Below are 18,762 nucleotides of genomic sequence, written 5' to 3'. Positions count from 1 at the left end.
GTGGGCTGACCGGGTGGGTCGGCCCACCGGCTGCCTCTCCGGCCGCCCGGCCCGACCAGCCGCCTCACCAGCTGACTGCCTCACCGGCTGACCGCACAGGGCGTAGGCGATACACGACGCGGCCCCTGTCCGGGGAGGGATTCCCTGGGCGGGGGCCGTGGTCTGTCTCGGGTAGGGGGGCGGGGCGGGCATGCGTGAGGGGTGACCACCGGGCGGGTGGTCACCCCTCACGTACGAAGAGTCGGAGCGCGCCGGGGAGTGGCGCGGGGCGTGCCAGGCTCAGGGGCGGCGCGGCAGCGGAGAACTCCGGGAGCGGTTCGGGGCGGGCTCAGCGACCGCCCTGGTCGCCCTGTTCGTCGCGGCGGCGCTGCCAGCGCTGTTCGATCCGGTCCATCATGGAGCGCTTCGCCGGACGTCCCTGGCCGCGTGCGGGCTGGGCTCCCGCGGCGGGCTGTTCGCCCGGCTTGGGGGCCTTGCGCCAGCCGGTCACGGCGAGCACCGCGCAGCCCAGCATGACGAGGAAGCCCACCACGCTGAGCCAGACCTGCTGGGCGACCATACCGGCCATGAGGAGCGCGATACCCACGAGGAAGCCCGCGACTGCCTGGTAGACCCGGCGCCGGGTGTACGTACGCAGCCCGCTTCCCTCAAGCGCCGACGCGAACTTGGGATCTTCGGCGTACAGCGCTCGCTCCATCTGCTCGAGCATGCGCTGCTCGTGCTCCGAGAGCGGCACGGAGTCCTCCTCATCGTGCAGTCGCCGGGGCGACCCGGGGGGTCCCTTCAGGATAGGCAGGGAATCGCCCCCGTGAAACCCGCCCCTCTACGCCAATTGGCCAACCGGAGCCCGCCATGGAAGTCCCGGCCGCTGGGGGTTCCATTCCCCGGCGGCCGACCCGTCATGCCGGGCGGTCTCCCTCGATCATACGGCGCACAGCGCCCGAACGGAGGGCCTGTGGCGTACTCCATGTGCGAGCAAGTACCTGATCAGCGCCACGCCCCACGAGGGTGCTCAGGCCTCGTCGGCCCCTCGGGCCTCACCGAGCACATGGAGCTGGGTGGCGACGGAGTGGAAGGCGGACAGTTCGGCCGCCGCGGCCTCCAGCTTGAGCAGTGCTTCGAGGGCGCCGGGTTCGGTGTCGACGAGGACGCCCGGCACGAGGTCGGCGAAGACGCGCACGCCGTGGACGGCGCCGACGGTGAGGCCCGCGTCCTCGGCCAGCGCGGTGAGCTGTTCGGCGGTGAAGCGGTGCGGGACGGGGTCGCCCTCGCCCCAGCGGCCGTCCGGGTCGGTGAGCGCCTGGCGGGCCTCGGTGAAGTGCCCGGCGAGGGCGCGGGCGAGGACGGCGCCGCCGAGTCCGGCGGCGAGGAGGCTGAGGACACCGCCGGGGCGCAGCGCGGCGACGGCGTTGCGGGCGGCCTCGGCGGGGTCGTCGACGTACTCCAGGACGCCGTGGCAGAGGACGACGTCGTGGCCGCCGCGCCCGACGACGTCGAAGAGACCGTGGGCGTCGCCCTGGACGCCGCGGACGCGGTCGGCGACCCCGGCCTCGGCGGCGCGGCGTTCCAGCGCGAAGAGGGCGTTGGGGCTGGGGTCGACGACGGTGACGCGGTGGCCGAGGCGGGCGACGGGCACCGCGAAGTTGCCGCTGCCGCCTCCGGTGTCGAGGACGTCCAGCGCCTCACGTCCCGCGGCCTTGACCCGGCGGTCGAGGGCGTCTTGGAGGACCTCCCAGACCACGGCGGTACGGAGAGAGGCGCGGGGGCGCATCGGGTCCGGCACGGCAGTTGACTCCTCGGCGCGGCACCGCCTCTTGCGCGGCGGAGCGATCGGGGCGCTCTCCCGCCCCGGTACGGGGGTGGTGGGAGGGCTTCAGGCGTGCTCCACCCTATTGCCTCCACTCCCGGCCCACCGCCTCCGTCCGGGGCCCCGCGCTTCCTCCCCCTCACCCCGCGTTCGGTACGCCCCTCCCCCGGTCCCGGGCGCGGTCCAGGTCCCGCGCGCGGGACGCCGGGTCGGTGTCGTCGCGGCGGGGCTGGGGCAGGACCGGCTGGAGGACGAGCATCCGCTCGACGAGGCGGAGGAACACCGCCACGTCCCGGACGAGGTCGTCGGCGTCGCGGCGGGTGGCGGCGCCCTGGATGCCCGCCTCGGCACGGGCCCGGCGGGCGGCGCCGGAGGCGAACAGGGCGCTCCACTCGGTCAGCTCGGGGGCGATCTCCGGGAGGACCTCCCAGGCACTCCTGATCCGGCCCCGGCGGCGCGGGTTGGTCTCCGGGCGGCCGAGGGCGGCCAGCACGGCGGCGGCGGTGCGCAGGGCCGCGAGGTGGGCGGTGGCGTACCGCTCGTTGGACGTCTCCAGGGCGGCGGTCTCCTCCAGGCCGGCGCGGGCCTGGGCGAGCAGGTCGAGGGCGGCGGGCGGGGCCGTGGCCCTGCGGAGCACGGGGTGCACGTCGCTCGCCGGGCCGGTCAGTGAGGGGGCAGGGCCGGTGGCGCGGCGGCGGTGCTGAGCTGCTGCGGACTTGCTGGCCATGACGAACCTCCTGTCGTCGTGTCACGGCACGTTCCCTGACACGGGGTGCCGTATGTGCTCATCGTGAGGTATGCCACTGACAATCCGTTCCGACCTGGGCTTTTGCTTCGATCGAAGGTTCGGGCTAACTTTTGGACTGACTGGTCAGTTCAAAAGTGGGGAGCGGTGGGGTGGGACACGTGGACGCGGGCGGCGAGGAAGAGCCCGATAGCGGGACCGCCGCGGCCGCCGGAACCTCCGGGGCCGCCGGGGCCCGGATCACGGCCGAGGGGCTGGGCCTGCGGGGGCCGCGCGGCTGGGTCTTCCGGGGCGTCGGCCTCGCGGCGGAGCCCGGTGCGCTGATCGCGGTGGACGGGCCCTCCGGGTCGGGGCGGACCAGTCTGCTGCTCGCGCTCACCGGGCGGATGCGGACGACCGAGGGGACGGCGACGGTCGGCGCGGCCCGGCTGCCGAGGCAGCTCGCGGCGGTGCGCGGGGTCAGCGCCCTGGCGAACGTCGCCGGGGTCACCGACCTCGACCCGGCGCTCACCGTCGGCGAGCACCTGCGCGAACGGGCCCTGCTGGAGCGGCGCTACGGCGGCTCCCTGCGGGGGCTGCTGCGACCGCGGGCGGCGCGCGCGGCCGAGGCGCGGCTCCGGGTGGAGTCCGCACTGACCGCCGCCGGGCTGGACCTCACGGCGCTGCCGAAGGGGGCGCGGACGGCCGTACGAGATCTGGAGCGGCTGGAGGCGCTGCGGCTGTCGATCGCGCTGGCCCTCATGGGGCGGCCCCGGCTGCTCGGGGTCGACGACGCGGACCTCAAGCTCTCCGACGCCGAACGGACCGCCGCCACCGGGCTGCTGGCCTCCGTCGCCGCGTCCGGCACCACGGTCCTCGCGGTGTGCGCCGAGCCACCGAAGGGCGCCCTCACCGTCTCCACCCGGCCCGACGAAGCCGACAGCCGCAGCGGGACCGACAGCCGCAGCGACAGCGACAGCGACAGCGACAGCGACAGCGACAGCGACAGCGACAGCGAAGGGAACGACGACGATGCGCTCGCCGCGACTGGCCGCGCTTGAGCTGCGGCGCTTCGGGCGGGGAAAGCTCCCCCGCGCCGCCCTGGTGGCCCTGCTCCTGCTGCCGCTGCTCTACGGCGCCCTCTACCTGTGGTCCTTCTGGGACCCGTACGGGCGGCTGGACCGGGTGCCGGTGGCGCTGGTGAACGACGACCGGGGCGCGACGGCCGACGGGAAGCGGCTCACCGCCGGGGACGACATCACCGAGGGGCTGCGCGACAGCGACACCTTCGAGTGGCACGAGGTGAGCGCGGAACGGGCGCACGCGGGCGTGGAGGACGGCACGTACTACCTGTCGCTCACCCTGCCCGCCGACTTCAGCCGCCGTATCGCCTCCAGCGCGGGCGACTCCCCGGAGACGGGCGCGCTCCAGGTACGGACGAACGACGCCAACAACTACATCGTCGGGCAGATCTCGCGCACCGTGTTCAGCGAGGTCCGCACGGCCGCCTCCACCAAGGCGTCCCGGTCCTTCCTCGACAAGATCTTCATCTCGTTCTCCGACATCCACGGCAGGACCGTGGAGGCGGCGCAGGGGGCCGACAAGCTCAACGGCGGCATCGGGAAGGCCGAGAAGGGCTCCGAGGACCTGGCCGACGGGCTCAAGGACGCCCGGACCGGCAGCGCCGGCCTCGCCAAGGGGCTGAAGAAGCTCGACAAGGGCGCCGGTGACCTGGAGAGCGGCTCACGGAAGGTCGCCGACGGCACCCGGACCCTCGCCGACAAGGTCAACGCGGTCGACAGCAGAATCTCGCCGTTCCTGAAGGACAACGAGAAGTCGATCGGGGACACCGCCCGGCTCGTCGCGGACTCCGCCGAGGTGATCCGCGGCCATCTGTCGACCCTGGTGAAGACCGCGCCGGTCGCCGCGGACGGCGCGCGTACCGCGTCGGGGGCGCTCGACAAGGCGTACGCCGACCGCTGCGAGAAGCCGGAGGTGCCCGACGCGGCCTGCGGCGAGCTGAAGAAGGCGAAGGACGCCGCCGCCGACGTGGCGGTGGTCGCGGACGACCTGGACACCCTCGTGGCCGACCGGGACGGCGACCTGAAGAAGCTCCGCGGCGACCTCGCCACCCTCCAGAAGCAGGCACGGGCGCTCGCCGACCGCGCGCCGCACCTCTCCGAGGACGTCGCGGACGCGGTGTCCCGGATCAACGCGCTCGACAAGGGGGCCCAGAAGGTCGCCGCGGGCGCCGACCGGCTGCACACCGGCATCGGCACCGCGCGCGGCGGCGCCACCGACCTCGACAAGGGCGTCGGCAGGCTCAGCACGGGCGCCGACGACCTCAACGGCGGCCTGTTCAAGCTGGTCGACGGCTCCGAGAAGCTCGCCGGAGGACTCCACGACGGCGCGGGACAGATCCCCGACTACGACGAGAAGGCCCGCGACGCGCGTACGTCCGTCATGGCCGACCCGGTCCGGCTCGCCTCGCGCGACCTGCACAAGGCGCCCAACTACGGCACCGGCTTCGCCCCGTACTTCATCCCGCTGTCGCTCTGGGTGGGCGCCATGGTGGCGTACATGCTGATCGCGCCGATGAACCGGCGCGCGCTCGCCGCGGGCGCCCCGGCCTGGCGGATCGCGCTGGCGGGCTGGCTGCCCGTCGCGGCGATCGGCGGCCTCCAGACGGCCGCCCTGATGGCGGTGCTGCACTGGGCGGTCGGCCTGGAGATGGCGCACGCGACGGCGACCGTGGGCTTCCTGTTCCTGGTGGCGGCCTGCTTCGCGGCGATCGTCCAGTGGCTCAACGCCCGCTTCGGCGCGGCCGGGCGCATCCTCGTCCTCGCCCTGCTGATGCTCCAGCTGACCTCGGCGGGCGGCACCTACCCCGTGCAGACGAGCCCGGACTTCTTCAACGCGCTCCACCCGTTCCTGCCGATGAGCTACGTCGTCGAGGCGCTGCGGAGGCTCATCACCGGCGGCGGCCCCGGCCCCGTGTGGCAGGCGTGCGCGGTGCTGCTCGCGTTCACCGCGGGCGCGCTGGCGCTGACCGCCCTGTCCGCGCGCCGCCGCCAGGTGTGGACCCTGGACCGGCTGCACCCGGAGCTGACCCTGTGAGCGGCCGGACCCGGCCCCCGGCGGGCCGGGTTGCTGGGAGAATCGGGGGCATGGAAAGCACCACCACGCCGGGCGGCAGCACCCGCCGCGAGGCCACCCGGCAGAAGCTCTACGAGGCGGCCGTCACCCTCATCGCCGAGCAGGGCTTCTCCGCCACGACGGTCGACGAGATCGCCGAGCGCGCGGGCGTCGCGAAGGGCACGGTCTACTACAACTTCGCGAGCAAGTCGGTCCTCTTCGAGGAGCTGCTGCGGCACGGGGTGGGGCTGCTGACGGCCTCGCTGCGGGAGGCCGCCGAGCGCACCGCGCGCGAGGGCGGCTCCCGGGTCGACGCCCTGGACGCGATGATCCGCGCGGGTCTGGTCTTCATCGACCGCTATCCGGCGTTCACCCAGCTCTACGTGGCCGAGCTGTGGCGCACCAACCGGGCGTGGCAGTCCACGCTGATGGTGGTGCGTCAGGAGGCGGTCGCGGTCGTGGAGGACGTGCTGCGGGAGGGCATCGGGCAGGGCGAGTTCAGCGACGAGATCGACGTGCCGCTGACCGCGGCCGCGCTGGTCGGCATGGTGCTGGTGGCCGCCCTGGACTGGAAGGCCTTCCAGGCGGAACGCTCCCTGGACGACGTGCACGCGGCGCTGTCCCGGCTGCTCCAGGGGCGGGTGAGCGGCCGCCCCTGACACCCGGCGGGCCGCGCGCGTAGGGGCCGTACGCGCGCGAGCCGCCGCCGGGTCCCCGCGCACGCGCGCGTGGGCGCACGAAAGCGCCGGTCCGTCATGGCCGCGTCCCCCGCGAGCCACGCCGGACCGGCGCCCCCTCGTGCTTCCCCCCTGTTCCCCGTTCCCCCGTGTCCCCCGTGCTTCCGGTGGCCCCCGTCTCCCCCGATGGCACGTCCCCCGGGACCCCCGTGTCTCGCTCCCGCCGACCGGGTCGGCGGAAGGAGCGGTCGAGGGCCGGTCCCGTTCCGCCGCCCCGTGCCGGCGGTGCGGGACCGGGCCCCTTTCCGTGCCTCCACTCTCTCGTTCCCGCAGGTCGGCCCCCATCCGCGCGGGTACTCATCTCGGCGTCTAGGTACGGGTACTCAGACCTGGGTGTGCGTCTCCAGGACGCGGCGGGCCGGGCTGGTTACGATCGCGTCCGTGTCCGTACTCCCCCTCGTGTTCACCAGCGGCTGGGCCAGCGGCGTCAACGCGTACGCCGTCGTCCTGCTGCTCGGCGTCTTCGGCGCGACCGGCGTGAGCGACGAGGTCCCCGACACGCTCCAGCAGCCGTGGGTGCTCGGCCTGGCGGCGGCGCTGTTCCTGTGCGAGGCGGTCGCGGACAAGATCCCGTACGTCGACTCGGCCTGGGACTCCGTGCACACGGTGGTCCGTCCGGCCGCCGGGGCCTGGGTGGGCGCGCTGCTCGCCGGGCAGAGCGGCTCGCTCTCCGACGTCGCGGCGGGCCTGCTCGGCGGTTCCACGGCGCTGGCCAGCCACGCGGTGAAGGCGGGAACGCGGATGGCGGTCAACACCTCGCCCGAACCGTTCAGCAACGTCGCCCTCAGCCTCGCGGAGGACCTCGGGGTGGGCGGCGTCGTGACGTTCGCGATGTTCCACCCGGAGGCCGCCGCGATCGTCGCGGCCGTGCTGCTGGTCGCCGGGCTGGTGGTGGTCTGGTTCCTCGTCTCGCGCATCCGCCGGTTCCGCCGACGCCGGGCCCAGCGCCGCGAGGAACGCGCCCTGGCCCGCCGCCCCGACGCCCCACCGGGCTGAGGCCCGCCCACCGGCCGCACCCACCGGCCGCCCGCGCCCCCACCGCCCCCGGCCGCGCACCCCGCAGGCCGCAGCCCGCGGCCCGCGGCCTGCGGACGGCACTGTCGGTGGCGGCCGATAGGGTCGCGGTCATGGCACGGATTGCGGTGATCGGCGCCGGGATGGGCGCACTGGCGGCGGCCGCCCGGCTGGCCGTCGCGGGCCACCGGGTGGTGGTGTACGAGCGGACGGAGACGTACGGCGGAGCGGTGCGCCGCTTCGAGCGGGACGGCTTCGCGTTCGACACCGGCCCCGGTCTGCTGCCGCTGCCCGCGGTCTGGCGGGACCTGTTCCTCAAGACCGGCAAGGAGGCGCTGGAGTCCCGCGTCGAACTGGTCCAGGTCGACCCGTCCGCCCGGCACCTGTTCGCGGACGGCACCGCGGCGACCCTGCCGAACGCGTCGCGCGCGGGCGTCGTCTCCGCCCTGGACGAGGCGCTCGGCGCGCGCGCGGGCGCCCGCTGGGGCGACTTCCTGGTCCGGGCCCGTGAGGCCTGGGACCGCACCCGGCGTCCGCTCCTGGAGGAGCCGCTGTGGCCGGACTGGTCGGTGCTGGCCGATCGGGAGCCGTATCCGGCCGTGCCGCACAAGCGGCTGCTGCGCACCCGGCGGGCCGGGACGCTCGCCGAGGTCGCCGACTGGGAGCTGCGCGACCCGCGCCTCGCCGCGCTCCTGGAGTCCCACGCCCTGGCGTACGGCCTCGACCCGCGGACCGTCCCGGCGAGCGCGGCCGTGCTGCCGTACATGGAGCACGCCTTCGGGATCTGGTACGTGCGCGGTGGTCTGCGGGAGCTGGCGCGCGCGGTGTACGAGCGCTGCGAGGCCCGCCGGGTCGCGTTCGTGTTCGGTACCGAGGTCACGCGGATCGTGGAGAAGGACGGCCGCGCGGCGGGCGTGGAACTGGCCGACGGCACCGTGGCGGAGGCGGATCTCGTGCTGACGCCCGGCGGGGTGCCCGGCGCGCCCGCGCCCGGTCCCGGCGAGGTGCCGCCCCGGCGGGACCTGCCGAGCCGGCTGACGGTGCTGCTGGCGCTGCGCGGCGGCCCGGAGGCGGGCGCGGCGCACCGGACGGTGGTGCACACCGGGGACCGTGACGGCGAGCTGGCGGGCCTGTTCGGCGCGGCGGCGGAGGTGCCCGCGCGGCCGACGGTCACCGTGCTGCGGCCCGGCGACCCGGCGCTGGTGCCGGGCGCGGACCACGAGGCGGTCACCGTCACCGCGGTCGTCCCGGCCGGGGCCCGGATCGGGGCGGATCACGTGGAGGCGGTGCTCACGGCCGCCGAGCGGGCCGTCCCGGCGCTGCGGGAACGCCTGCTGTGGCAGGAGGTGCGGACGCCCGCCGACGTCGCGCGGGAGACCGGCGCGCCCGGCGGGGCGGTCCCGGCGCCCGCGCTGGCGGCGGGCGGCGGCGCGCTGCTGCGTCCCGCCAACTCCACGGCGCTGCCGGGGCTGTTCGCGGTGGGCGGCTGGGCGCATCCCGGCGGCGGGCTGCCGCACGCGGGCATGTCGGGCGCGCTGGTGTCGGGCCTGGTCGTGGAGGGACCGGAGTTCCGCGGCTCCCAGTGAGCCGGGCGGCCGGAGGTTCCCGGTGAGCCGGGCCGGGCGGACGCCCGCGAGAGGGCCGTACGCTCTCAGGGGCCGGCCGGGCGGCTAGAAGCGGTACTGCTGCTCGTCGTAGCCGTTGCCGGAGTTGCCGCCGTCGCCGTGCTGCTGGCCGCGGCCGTCGCTCTGGCCGCCCTGGTAGGGGTACGGCTGCTCGGGCGGGAGGTCGCCGCCCGCGTCGTCGGTGCGCTGCTGCGGCACCCAGACACCGCCGGGCGGGGTCCCGTCGTAGCCGCCGTTGCCGTACTGGTCCTGGCCGTAGCCCTGCTGCTGGTTGTACTGCTGGTCGTAGCCGCCGTCGTAGCCGCCCCCGCCGCCGTACGTCTGGGTGCCGATGTACGGGTCGGAGTAGGCGGCGTACTGCTGCTGCCCGCCGGAGGTGTCGTAGCCGTACTGCTGCTGGCCGTACCCGGAGTAGCCGTCGTAGCCGTACCCCTGGTCGGCGCCCTGGGCGGCTGTCGCGTACTGGTCCTGGGGCTGGCCTGCGGCCGCGTAGGCGGAGTCGCTGTAGACGCCGTACGAGCCGGTGTCGTCGGGCAGGGGCTGCGGCTCGTAGACGGCGGAGGGGCCGGTGGACGCCGGGTCGGCGGTGCGGGCGGCCGGGGTGAACACGTCGTCGCGGTCGAACTCGTCGTCGTAGGCGTCGCCGCCCCGGCCGTAGGCGGGGGTGACGGCGGTGGCGGCCGGGTCGGCGGCGAACACGGGGTCGGCGTCGAGGTCGTGACCGGCGTCGGCGGCCTCCAGGCCGGAGACCTCCAGCGTCGGGTCCTTGCGCTCGCCCCGGCCGCGGCGGCGGGGCGCGGTCTCACCGGCGGCGCCCGGCCGGCTGACCGCCCAGCCCTCGGCGAAGCCGCGGCGGAAGGAGAGGGTGACGTAGGTCTGGCCGACCGCGAAGGCGGCGGCGCCCAGACCGATCACGACGACCGACGGGATCAGGACACCGACGACGACGCCGACGAAACCGCCGAACGCGAGCAGCCGCCAGCGCAGCCGCGCCTTGTACTGGAGGAGCACCTCACCCAGCAGCCACAGCGCGACGACGCCGAACGCGATGTAGAGGACCGTCCAGCCCATGTACGCCCCTCTCCCAGTGGCCGCACCGCAGTGTGTCGTACGTCGGAGCGACCGGTCTAGGCCCGCGGAGGATGGTGCAGGCCCAGGTTCTCGTAGATTTCCAGAGTCGCCGTGGAGTTGTTCAGCGTGATGAAGTGCAGTCCGGGCACTCCCTCGGCGAGCAGCCGAGCGCAGAACTCCGTGGCGAAGTCGATTCCCATGGAGCGTACAGCGGCCGGATCGTCTTTGGCTGTGAGGATGCGCTCTTTCAACTCGGCCGGGAAGTGGGCATTGCTGAGCTTCGGCAGCCTCTCCAGCATCTTCACACTCGTCACCGGGAGGATTTCCGGGATGACGGGCGTCTCGCAGCCCGCCGCGGCCACCCGGTCGCGCAGCCGCAGGTAGGACTCGGGCTGGAAGAACATCTGGGTGACGGCGTAGTCGGCTCCGGCGCGGCACTTGTCGACGAAGTGGCCGACGTCGGTGTCCCAGTCGCTGGAGCGCGGGTGCATCTCGGGGAACGCGGCCACGCCGACGCAGAAGTCGCCGGACTCCTTGATGAGGCGGACGAGTTCGGCGGCGTAGGTGAGGCCCTGGGGGTGCGGCACCCACGCGCCCATGGGGTCGCCGGGCGGGTCGCCGCGCACGGCGAGCATGTTGCGGATACCGGCGTCGGCGTACTGGCCGATGATGTTGCGCAGTTCGGCGACGGAGTGGTCGACGGCCGTGAGGTGGGCGACCGGGGTGAGCGTCGTGTCGGCGACGATCTGCTGGGTCTCCTTGACCGTGGTCGCGCGCGTGGTGCCGCCCGCGCCGTAGGTCACGGAGACGAAGTCGGGGGCCGCCGCCTCGACCCGGCGGAGGGCGTCCCACAGACTTCGCTCGCCCTTGGGCGTCTTCGGCGCGTAGAACTCGAACGAGTACGTCGTCTTGCCGGCAGCCAGGATGTCGCGCACGGTACGCGCGCGGTCCGTCCTGGTGGAGGCGGTTCCGAGGGCCATACCCGCAGGTTAGCCAGGGCGAGGGGCTCTCCCCACCGGATCTCGGATATTTGCCCGAATTGCCGGACTGTTGTCCACCCCTTGGACAGCCGCGCGGCCCCGCCGAGCAGCGCTTTCTGTCCGGAACCGCTCTGGACGGCGGGCGCCCGGCGTGGATGGCTCGGGTGGGTGGCTCAGTGGTCCCGGAGGCGCTGCGCGAACGTGGCGGCGGCGGCGCCGGGGTCGTCGGCCTCGGTGATCGCCCGGACGACGACGACCCGGCGGGCGCCCGCCTCCAGCACCGCGTCGAGGGTGCCGAGGTCGATGCCGCCGATGGCGAACCAGGGGCGTGCGGTGCCGAGGGCGGCGGTGTGGCGGACGAGGTCCAGGCCGGGGGCGTGGCGGCCGGGCTTGGTGGGGGTGGGCCAGCAGGGGCCGGTGCAGAAGTAGTCCACGCCGTCCTGGACGGCGGCGGCATCGGCCTCGGCCGCCGAATGGGTGGAGCGGCCGATCAGGACGTCGGGGCCGAGGATCGCGCGGGCGGCGGGGACGGGCAGGTCGCCCTGGCCGAGGTGGAGGACGTCGGAGGCGGCGGCGTGGGCGACGTCGGCCCGGTCGTTGACGGCGAGCAGCCTGCCGTGGCGGGCGCAGGCGTCGGCGAACACCGCCAGGTGCTCCAGTTCCTCGGCGGCCTCCATGCCCTTGTCGCGCAGCTGCACGATGTCGACCCCGGCGGCGAGGACCGCGTCCAGGAATTCGGGGAGGTCGCCCTGGCGCCTGCGGGCGTCGGTGCAGAGGTAGAGGCGGGCGCCGGAGAGGCGGGCGCGGGCGGTGTCGGGCATGGCTGGGGTCCCCCCTGGGACGGTCACGCGCCAGGAGGGTCCCGGCGCCACGGCGTCCCGGCCGCGGCGGGATCGCCGCGGCCGTGCGCCGGTCGGTGCAGTCGGTGCTGTCGTTACGGAGTGCTGCGGGCCGGGGTGCCGCGGGTCAGACCGCGAGGGCCTGGGCGCGGCGCTTGACCTCCGTGCCGCGGTTCTCGCTGAGGGCCTGCGCCGGGGTGCCCGGCAGGGACGGGTCGGGGGTGAAGAGCCACTCCAGCATCTCCTCGTCGGAGAAGCCGTCGTCCCGCAGCAGCGTCAGGGTCCCGACCAGGCCCTTGACGACCTTGTCCTCGTCGATGAAGGCGGCGGGCACGTGCAGCGCGCGGTTCTCGCCGCGGCGCACGGCGATGAGCTGGCCGTCCCGGAGCAGCTGCCGGACCCGGGTCACCTCGATGTCGAGCATCTCCGCGATGTCGGGCAGGGTGAGCCAGGCGGGGACGAGGGCATCGGTCTTTGCGTCGATCTCGGTCACCCCTCAAGACTGCCATCCCCCACCGACACCCGGTACCCGAGCCCCACCGACCGGGTCTCCGACGGACGGGAGCGGCCAGGTGCGGGGGGGGGCGGGGGATGCGGTGGCCGCCCCCACGAACCCCCTCGCCGAACCCCCCGGCCTCAAGCCGTGGCCGTGGCCCCCTTCAGAGGCCGCGCCGGATCGATGAGCAGTTCCGGGTCCATCCTCGCGCCCGCCTCGATGAGCTTGCGGCCCTGGGCCAGGTCGCGGGGGCGGCCGACGGCGAGCAGGGCGATCAGGCGGCCCTCGCGCAGCCAGCAGACGGTCCAGGCGGGGCCGGTGGGGTCGCCGCGCCACAGGGTGGTGTCGGCGGCGGTGTGGTGTCCGGCGTACTGGACGAAGCGGCCGAACTGCTCGGACCAGAAGTACGGGACCGGGTCGTAGACCTCCGGGGGCTCACCGGTGGGGTCGCCGACGATGTTGGCGGCGACCGTGCGCGGGCCCTGGAGGGCGTTGTCCCAGTGGTGGACGAGGAGCCGCTCGCCGTAGCGGCCGGACGGGAAGGAGGCGCAGTCGCCGACGGCGTGGACGTCGGGCAGGCCGGTGCGCAGGTGGGCGTCGGCGACGATCTCGCCCTGGGGGCCCAGTTCCACGCCGGACCCGGCGAGCCAGGCGGTGGCGGGGCGGGCGCCGATGCCGACCACGACGGCGTCGGCGGGCAGCCGGGAGCCGTCGTCCAGGAGGACCGCGCCGGGTTCGACGCGGGTGACGCGCGTGCGGGTGCGCAGGTCGGTGCCGCTGTCGGCGTACCAGGCGGCCATCGGGGCGGCGACCTCGGCGGGCAGCGCGCCCGCGAGCGGCCGGTCGGCGGCCTCGACGACGGTGACCGCGCAGCCCGCCTCGCGCGCGGCGGTGGCGAACTCGGCGCCGATCCAGCCCGCGCCGACCACCACCACGTCGTGCCGGGCGGCGAGGACGGGCCGCAGCCGTTCGGCGTCGTCCAGGGTGCGCAGCAGGTGGACGCCGGGCACGCCGTCGGTGCCGGGCAGGCGCAGCGGTTCGGCGCCGGTGGCGAGGACCAGGACGTCGTACGGGACGGGCCCGGCGGAGGTGTCCAGTTCACGGTCGGCGGGGCGCAGGCCCAGGGCCTCGCTGCCGAGCCGGAGGTCGACGCCGAGGCTCTCGAAGTCGACGTCGAAGGCGGAGCCCTCGGCCTTGCCGAGGAGGACGGCCTTGGAGAGCGGGGGCCGGTCGTAGGGCTGGTGGGGTTCGGCGCCGACGAGGGTCACCGTGCCGTCGAAGCCCTGTTCGCGCAGGGCGACGGCGGTCTGCACCCCGGCCATGCCCGCCCCGACGACGACCACCCGCCGCCCGCCGGGCCGATCCGGTCTGCCGGGGCCGCCCGTCTCCGGCGCTGGTTCCGGCGCTGCTGTCGGTGCCGCGTCCCGCGTCTGCTCGCTCACCTGATCACCTTAGACAGCTGACGGAGGGTCAGTCAGCGGCCGTGCTCCGTGACCTGCTCCACAACGCTGGTCCCGCGGCCGGGCCGCGACTCCCACTGCCAGCTCTCGTCGAGGCGCACCCGCCCGTCGGGCAGCTCGACGACGGTGGAGACGCAGTGCCCGCCGGCCGTGGAGCCGTCCCGCGTGAGCTGCGTGTACCGGAAGTCGAGCCGGTCACCTTCCCGGGTACCCAGCAGATGGCCGCGTACGACGTCCCCGCCCGCGTAGTCGGCCCAGATCACGCCGTCCCGCTCGTGGTAGGCGAAGCGGGTGCCGGTGCCGACCTGGCCGGGTGCCTGGTCGGCGACGGGGGCGAGGACGAGACCGTCGAGGGACCGGGCCACGGCGGGGGCTCCCTTCCGGGGAGGGGGCGCTCCCTTACCGGGGCGCGGAGCGTGCGACTAGGCTGGCCACCGTAGAGCACTCGCGGGAGCCCGGACGCACCGGGCTGAGAGGGAGGCTGGCGGCCTCCGACCGTACGAACCTGATCCGGGTCATGCCGGCGAAGGGAGGGGCTGGACGCCCATGTCCTCACGAACATCCGACGTCCTCGTCGTCGGGGGCGGGATCATCGGCCTGGTCACGGCCTGGCGGGCCGCGCAGCGCGGTCTCGGCACGGCGGTGCTGGACCCGGAGCCGGGCGGCGGGGCGGCGTGGGTGGCGGCCGGGATGCTGGCCGCGGTGACCGAGCTGCACCACGGCGAGCAGACCCTGCTCGGCCTCAACCTGGAGTCGGCGCGCCGCTATCCGGCGTTCGCCGCCGAGCTGACCGACCTGACCGGGCACGACCTCGGCTACCGCCGGTCCGGGACGCTCGCGGTGGCGCTGGACGCCGACGACCGGGCCCATCTGCGGGAACTCCACGACCTCCAGCGGCGGTCGGGGCTGGCGTCGGAGTGGCTGTCGGGCCGGGAGTGCCGTCGGCTGGAGCCGATGCTGGCGCCCGGGGTGCGGGGCGGGCTGCGGGTGGACGGTGACCACCAGATCGACCCGCGGCGGCTGGCGGTCGCGCTGGTGGCGGCCTGCGAACGGGCGGGCGTGACCTTCCACCGGACCCGGGCGGCGCGGCTGACCGTCACGGCGGACCGGGCGGCGGGGGTGGTCACGGACGACGGCACGGCGCTCGGCGCGGACCAGGTGGTGCTGGCGGCCGGCAGTCTCAGCGGGCGGCTCGCGGGCGTCCCGGCGGCGGCGCTGCCTCCCGTACGGCCGGTGAAGGGGCAGGTGCTGCGGCTGACGGTGCCGCCGCGGTACGCGCCGTTCCTGACCCGCACGGTGCGGGCCGTGGTCCGCGGCAGCCAGGTCTACCTGGTGCCGCGCGCCAACGGCGAGCTGGTCGTCGGCGCCACCAGCGAGGAACTGGGCTGGGACACCACGGTGACGGCGGGCGGGGTCTACGAACTGCTGCGCGACGCCCACGAGCTGGTGCCCGGCATCACCGAACTGCCCCTGACGGAGACCCGCGCGGGCCTGCGGCCGGGCTCCCCCGACAACGCCCCCCTGCTGGGCCCGACCCGGCTGCCCGGCCTGCTGCTGGCCACCGGGCACTACCGCAACGGCGTGCTGCTCACCCCCGTCACCGGGGACGTGATGGCGCACGTCCTGACCACCGGCGAGGCGCCCGAGGTGGCGCTGCCCTTCACCCCCCAGCGCTTCGGCGCGATCCTGTCCGGCACTTCTTCGGAGCAGCCCGCATGAACGCCCCCGCACCGTCCCCGGTCACCATCTCCGTCAACGGCGAGCGGCGCGAGGTCGCGCCCGGCACCGCCCTGGACGCGGTCGTCCGCGCGCTGACCCCGGCGCCGTCGGGCGTCGCGGCGGCGCTCAACGAGACGGTCGTGCCGCGCGGCGCGTGGCCGGTCACCGCGCTCGCCGACGGCGACCGCGTGGAAGTCCTCACGGCCGTCCAGGGAGGCTGACCCGTGGCAGACGACCCGTTCGTCCTCGGCGGTACGTCCTTCTCGTCCCGTCTGATCATGGGCACCGGCGGCGCGCCGAGCCTGGAGGTGCTGGAGCGGGCGCTCGTCGCGTCCGGCACCGAGCTGACCACGGTCGCGATGCGCCGGGTGGACCCGTCGGTGCACGGGTCGGTGCTGTCGGTGCTGGAGCGGCTGGGCATCCGCGTGCTGCCCAACACGGCGGGCTGCTACACGGCCGGGGAGGCGGTGCTGACGGCCCGCCTCGCGCGCGAAGCCCTCGGCACCGACGTGGTGAAGCTGGAGGTCATCGCGGACGAGCGGACCCTGCTGCCCGACCCGATCGAGCTGCTGGAGGCCGCGGAGACCCTGGTGGACGACGGGTTCACCGTGCTGCCGTACACCAACGACGATCCGGTGCTGGCGCGGAAGCTGGAGGACGCGGGGTGCGCGGCGGTGATGCCGCTGGGGTCGCCGATCGGGTCGGGGCTCGGCATCCGCAACCCGCACAACTTCGAGCTGATCGTGGAGCACGCGCGCGTGCCGGTGATCCTGGACGCGGGCGCCGGGACGGCGTCGGACGTGGCGCTGGCGATGGAGCTGGGGTGCGCGGGCGTGATGCTCGCCTCGGCGGTGACGCGCGCGCAGGAGCCGGTGCTGATGGCGGGCGCGATGCGGCACGCGGTGGAGGCGGGGCGCCTCGCGCGCCGGGCGGGCCGTATCCCGCGCCGCCACTTCGCGCACGCCTCGTCGCCGGAGGCGGGCCGCGCGGAGCTGGACCCGGAGCGGCCCGCGTTCTGAGCCGCGGCGGGCGCGCGGGGCACGGCGGCCCGGAGTTCGTCGCGTGTGCGTGTCCCTCGTCACAACTGCGCTTCAGTACCGCTGCCGTCCGGTGCGAGCGGGAGCCGTGTCGGCGCGGACTCGTAGACTCGCGGCGTGGACACGACCCTTCAGGACCCTCTGGTCGGGCAGGTGCTCGACGGGCGTTATCGCGTGGACGCGCGGATCGCGGTCGGCGGGATGGCCACGGTCTACCGGGCCGTGGACACCCGCCTCGACCGCGTCCTCGCGCTCAAGGTGATGCACCCGGCGCTCGCGGCCGACACCTCGTTCGTCGACCGCTTCATCCGCGAGGCGAAGTCCGTCGCCCGGCTGGCCCACCCGAACGTGGTGCAGGTCTTCGACCAGGGCACCGACCGGTCGTACGTCTACCTGGCGATGGAGTACGTCGCGGGCTGCACCCTGCGGGACGTGCTGCGGGAGCGCGGGGCGCTCCAGCCGCGGGCCGCGCTGGACATCCTGGAGCCGGTCCTCGCCGCGCTCGGTGCCGCGCACCGGGCCGGGTTCGTGCACCGGGACATGAAGCCGGAGAACGTGCTGATCGGGGACGACGGCCGGGTCAAGGTCGCCGACTTCGGTCTGGTGCGGTCGGTGGACACGGTGACGAGCACCACGGGCGCCGTGCTGGGCACGGTCTCCTATCTGGCGCCCGAGCAGATAGAGCAGGGCATGAGCGACGCGCGCGTGGACGTGTACGCGTGCGGGGTGGTGCTCTACGAGATGCTCACCGGCGACAAGCCGCACGAGGGCGGCACGCCCGCGGTGATCCTCTACAAGCACCTCCACGAGGACGTGCCGCCGCCGTCGGCCGCCGTGCCGGGGATGGCGTACGAGCTGGACGCGCTGGTCGCGGCGGCGACCGCCCGCAATCCGGAGATCCGGCCGCAGGACGCGGTGGCGCTGCTCGGGCTGGCGCGCGACGCGCGCGCCGGGCTCGACGAGACGCAGCTCGACGCGCTGCCCCCGCAGGCCCGGTCCGCCGAGCGGGACATCGCCGAGGACCGTACGAGCGTGATCCCGCGCTCGCTGACGGTGCCGCGGCCGTTGCCGGTGCACTCGATGGACGACGAGGAGCCCGCCGGGCCCGGCGAGGACCCGATGAACCGGACGTCCCGGTTCGCCGCGGAGCCGCCGCTGCCTCCGTCGCCCCGGCGCGGACCGTCCCGGCCCCGGCGGGGCGTGCTGGCGATCATCGCGGCGGTGCTGCTGGTGCTGGGGGTCGGCGCGGGCGTCTGGTACATCAACTCGGGCCAGTTCACCAAGGTCCCGGCGGTGCTGACGCAGCCGCAGGAGCGGGCGGAGAAGCGGCTGGAGTCGGCCGGGCTGGGCGTCGGCAAGGTCTCCCACGCCTTCAGCGACACGGTGAAGCGCGGCACCGTCATCAGTACGGACCCCGCGCCCGGCGCGCGCATCCGGGGCAACGACTCGGTGAACCTGGTGGTGTCCGACGGCCCGGAGACGGTGAAGGTGCCGGATCTGAAGGGCTCGCGGCTGGACAAGGCCAAGGAGCTGATCAAGGCGGACGGGCTGGAACCGGGCCTGGTCACCGAGGAGTTCAGCGACGACGTCATCAAGGGCTTCGTGATCGGCAGCGACCCGGAGGCGGGCACCGAGCGGCGCGCGGGGTCGGCGGTCGCGCTGGTGGTGAGCAAGGGCAGCCCGGTCGACGTCCCGGACGTGACCGGCCAGGACCTGGACGACGCGCGGTCGGAGCTGGAGGAGGCCGGGCTGACGGTCGAGGTCTCCGCCGACGAGGTCACCTCGGAGTTCGACAGGGGCCAGGTCGCGAAGCAGTCGCTGGAGCCCGGCGCCGAGGCGGGCGAGGGCGACACCGTCACCCTGACCCTGTCGAAGGGCCCCGAGATGGTCGAGGTCCCGGACGTGGTGGGCTCCAGCGTGGACGACGCCACCTCCGCCCTGGAGGACGCGGGCTTCCGCGTCGAGGAGGACCGCGGGCTGCTGGGCCTGTTCGGCGACACCGTGAAGAGCCAGTCGGTGGACGGCGGCGACACCGCGCCCAAGGGCTCCAAGATCACCATCACCATCCGGTGACCCCGTGGGCGACCGGGCGGCGGGGGGCATGACACCCTGAAAGGG

Annotated in this window: 18 protein-coding genes and 1 riboswitch; of the genes, 9 read left to right on the top strand and 9 right to left on the bottom strand. The window is 74.9% G+C overall.

Annotated features, from left to right (window positions below):
- Positions 1-328: 328 nt before the first annotated feature.
- The 3 genes from ACIQPQ_RS04260 to ACIQPQ_RS04250 all read right to left on the bottom strand — a co-directional run bounded on the left by ACIQPQ_RS04260 (position 329) and on the right by ACIQPQ_RS04250 (position 2,534).
- Complete coding sequence (locus ACIQPQ_RS04260) at positions 329-736, bottom strand: DUF3040 domain-containing protein (RefSeq protein ID WP_383780282.1); 408 nt, start codon at positions 734-736, stop codon at positions 329-331.
- Between the two features lie 276 nt (positions 737-1,012).
- Positions 1,013-1,783, bottom strand: coding sequence for a methyltransferase (locus ACIQPQ_RS04255; protein ID WP_383780284.1), 771 nt, complete (start codon positions 1,781-1,783; stop codon positions 1,013-1,015).
- Positions 1,784-1,946: 163 nt separating this feature from the next.
- On the bottom strand, positions 1,947-2,534 hold the full coding sequence (locus ACIQPQ_RS04250) for an SAV_6107 family HEPN domain-containing protein (RefSeq protein ID WP_401299432.1): 588 nt from the start codon (positions 2,532-2,534) through the stop codon (positions 1,947-1,949).
- 257 nt (positions 2,535-2,791) lie between these two features.
- Here ACIQPQ_RS04250 and ACIQPQ_RS04245 point away from each other — a divergent pair, with 257 nt between their 5' ends.
- The 5 genes from ACIQPQ_RS04245 (at position 2,792) to ACIQPQ_RS04225 (ending at position 9,003) form a co-directional block, all read left to right on the top strand.
- Positions 2,792-3,592 (top strand): ATP-binding cassette domain-containing protein, encoded by an 801-nt coding sequence (locus ACIQPQ_RS04245; protein ID WP_401299650.1) that lies wholly within the window; start codon positions 2,792-2,794, stop codon positions 3,590-3,592.
- Positions 3,564-5,648 carry a YhgE/Pip family protein gene (locus ACIQPQ_RS04240; protein ID WP_401299429.1) on the top strand — a complete coding sequence of 695 codons (2,085 nt, stop codon included), beginning with the start codon at positions 3,564-3,566 and terminating at the stop codon, positions 5,646-5,648. Before ACIQPQ_RS04245 ends, ACIQPQ_RS04240 begins: the two co-directional genes overlap by 29 nt.
- 50 nt (positions 5,649-5,698) lie before the next feature.
- The gene (locus tag ACIQPQ_RS04235) at positions 5,699-6,325 is read left to right on the top strand and encodes a TetR/AcrR family transcriptional regulator (RefSeq protein WP_401299426.1); all 627 of its coding nucleotides are present in this window, start codon (positions 5,699-5,701) and stop codon (positions 6,323-6,325) included.
- A 459-nt stretch (positions 6,326-6,784) separates the two neighbouring features.
- Entirely contained in the window at positions 6,785-7,399 is a 615-nt protein-coding gene (locus tag ACIQPQ_RS04230) for a DUF4126 domain-containing protein (RefSeq protein ID WP_383780294.1), read from the top strand.
- Between the two features lie 131 nt (positions 7,400-7,530).
- Positions 7,531-9,003 (top strand): phytoene desaturase family protein, encoded by a 1,473-nt coding sequence (locus tag ACIQPQ_RS04225; protein ID WP_401299423.1) that lies wholly within the window; start codon positions 7,531-7,533, stop codon positions 9,001-9,003.
- A gap of 84 nt (positions 9,004-9,087) precedes the next feature.
- On the opposite strand, the gene ACIQPQ_RS04220 is transcribed toward ACIQPQ_RS04225, so the two are convergent.
- From ACIQPQ_RS04220 to ACIQPQ_RS04195, 6 genes are all read right to left on the bottom strand, one after another.
- Positions 9,088-10,113, bottom strand: a complete 1,026-nt coding sequence (locus tag ACIQPQ_RS04220) for a hypothetical protein (RefSeq protein WP_401299420.1) — start codon at positions 10,111-10,113, stop codon at positions 9,088-9,090.
- 56 nt (positions 10,114-10,169) lie between these two features.
- Complete coding sequence (gene metF, locus ACIQPQ_RS04215; protein ID WP_401299417.1) at positions 10,170-11,093, bottom strand: methylenetetrahydrofolate reductase [NAD(P)H]; 924 nt, start codon at positions 11,091-11,093, stop codon at positions 10,170-10,172.
- A 173-nt stretch (positions 11,094-11,266) separates the two neighbouring features.
- Positions 11,267-11,914 (bottom strand): thiamine phosphate synthase, encoded by a 648-nt coding sequence (thiE, locus tag ACIQPQ_RS04210; RefSeq protein WP_401299414.1) that lies wholly within the window; start codon positions 11,912-11,914, stop codon positions 11,267-11,269.
- A 145-nt stretch (positions 11,915-12,059) separates the two neighbouring features.
- Positions 12,060-12,425: an Rv2175c family DNA-binding protein gene (locus ACIQPQ_RS04205; RefSeq protein WP_383780307.1), complete on the bottom strand. Its 366-nt coding sequence runs from the start codon at positions 12,423-12,425 to the stop codon at positions 12,060-12,062.
- Between the two features lie 143 nt (positions 12,426-12,568).
- Complete coding sequence (locus ACIQPQ_RS04200; protein ID WP_401299411.1) at positions 12,569-13,870, bottom strand: NAD(P)/FAD-dependent oxidoreductase; 1,302 nt, start codon at positions 13,868-13,870, stop codon at positions 12,569-12,571.
- Positions 13,871-13,902: 32 nt separating this feature from the next.
- Complete coding sequence (locus ACIQPQ_RS04195; protein ID WP_401299409.1) at positions 13,903-14,253, bottom strand: hypothetical protein; 351 nt, start codon at positions 14,251-14,253, stop codon at positions 13,903-13,905.
- A gap of 72 nt (positions 14,254-14,325) precedes the next feature.
- Positions 14,326-14,437, top strand: a riboswitch (TPP riboswitch).
- Between ACIQPQ_RS04195 and thiO the strand changes: the two genes are divergently transcribed.
- The 4 genes from thiO to pknB all read left to right on the top strand — a co-directional run bounded on the left by thiO (position 14,435) and on the right by pknB (position 18,717).
- Entirely contained in the window at positions 14,435-15,607 is a 1,173-nt protein-coding gene (gene thiO, locus ACIQPQ_RS04190; protein WP_401299406.1) for a glycine oxidase ThiO, read from the top strand. It overlaps the preceding riboswitch by 3 nt.
- Positions 15,604-15,828, top strand: coding sequence for a sulfur carrier protein ThiS (gene thiS, locus ACIQPQ_RS04185; protein ID WP_383780318.1), 225 nt, complete (start codon positions 15,604-15,606; stop codon positions 15,826-15,828). Before thiO ends, thiS begins: the two co-directional genes overlap by 4 nt.
- Before the next feature lie 3 nt (positions 15,829-15,831).
- Positions 15,832-16,626: a thiazole synthase gene (locus ACIQPQ_RS04180; RefSeq protein ID WP_401299403.1), complete on the top strand. Its 795-nt coding sequence runs from the start codon at positions 15,832-15,834 to the stop codon at positions 16,624-16,626.
- A 135-nt stretch (positions 16,627-16,761) separates the two neighbouring features.
- On the top strand, positions 16,762-18,717 hold the full coding sequence (gene pknB / locus ACIQPQ_RS04175) for a Stk1 family PASTA domain-containing Ser/Thr kinase (protein ID WP_401299400.1): 1,956 nt from the start codon (positions 16,762-16,764) through the stop codon (positions 18,715-18,717).
- Positions 18,718-18,762: the final 45 nt, after the last annotated feature.

It is taken from the genome of Streptomyces sp. NPDC091281 (assembly GCF_044757425.1).
Lineage (GTDB): Bacteria > Actinomycetota > Actinomycetes > Streptomycetales > Streptomycetaceae > Streptomyces.
The sequence above is the reverse complement of the archived record's forward strand: the minus strand, read 5'-3'. Positions and strand labels throughout refer to the sequence as shown.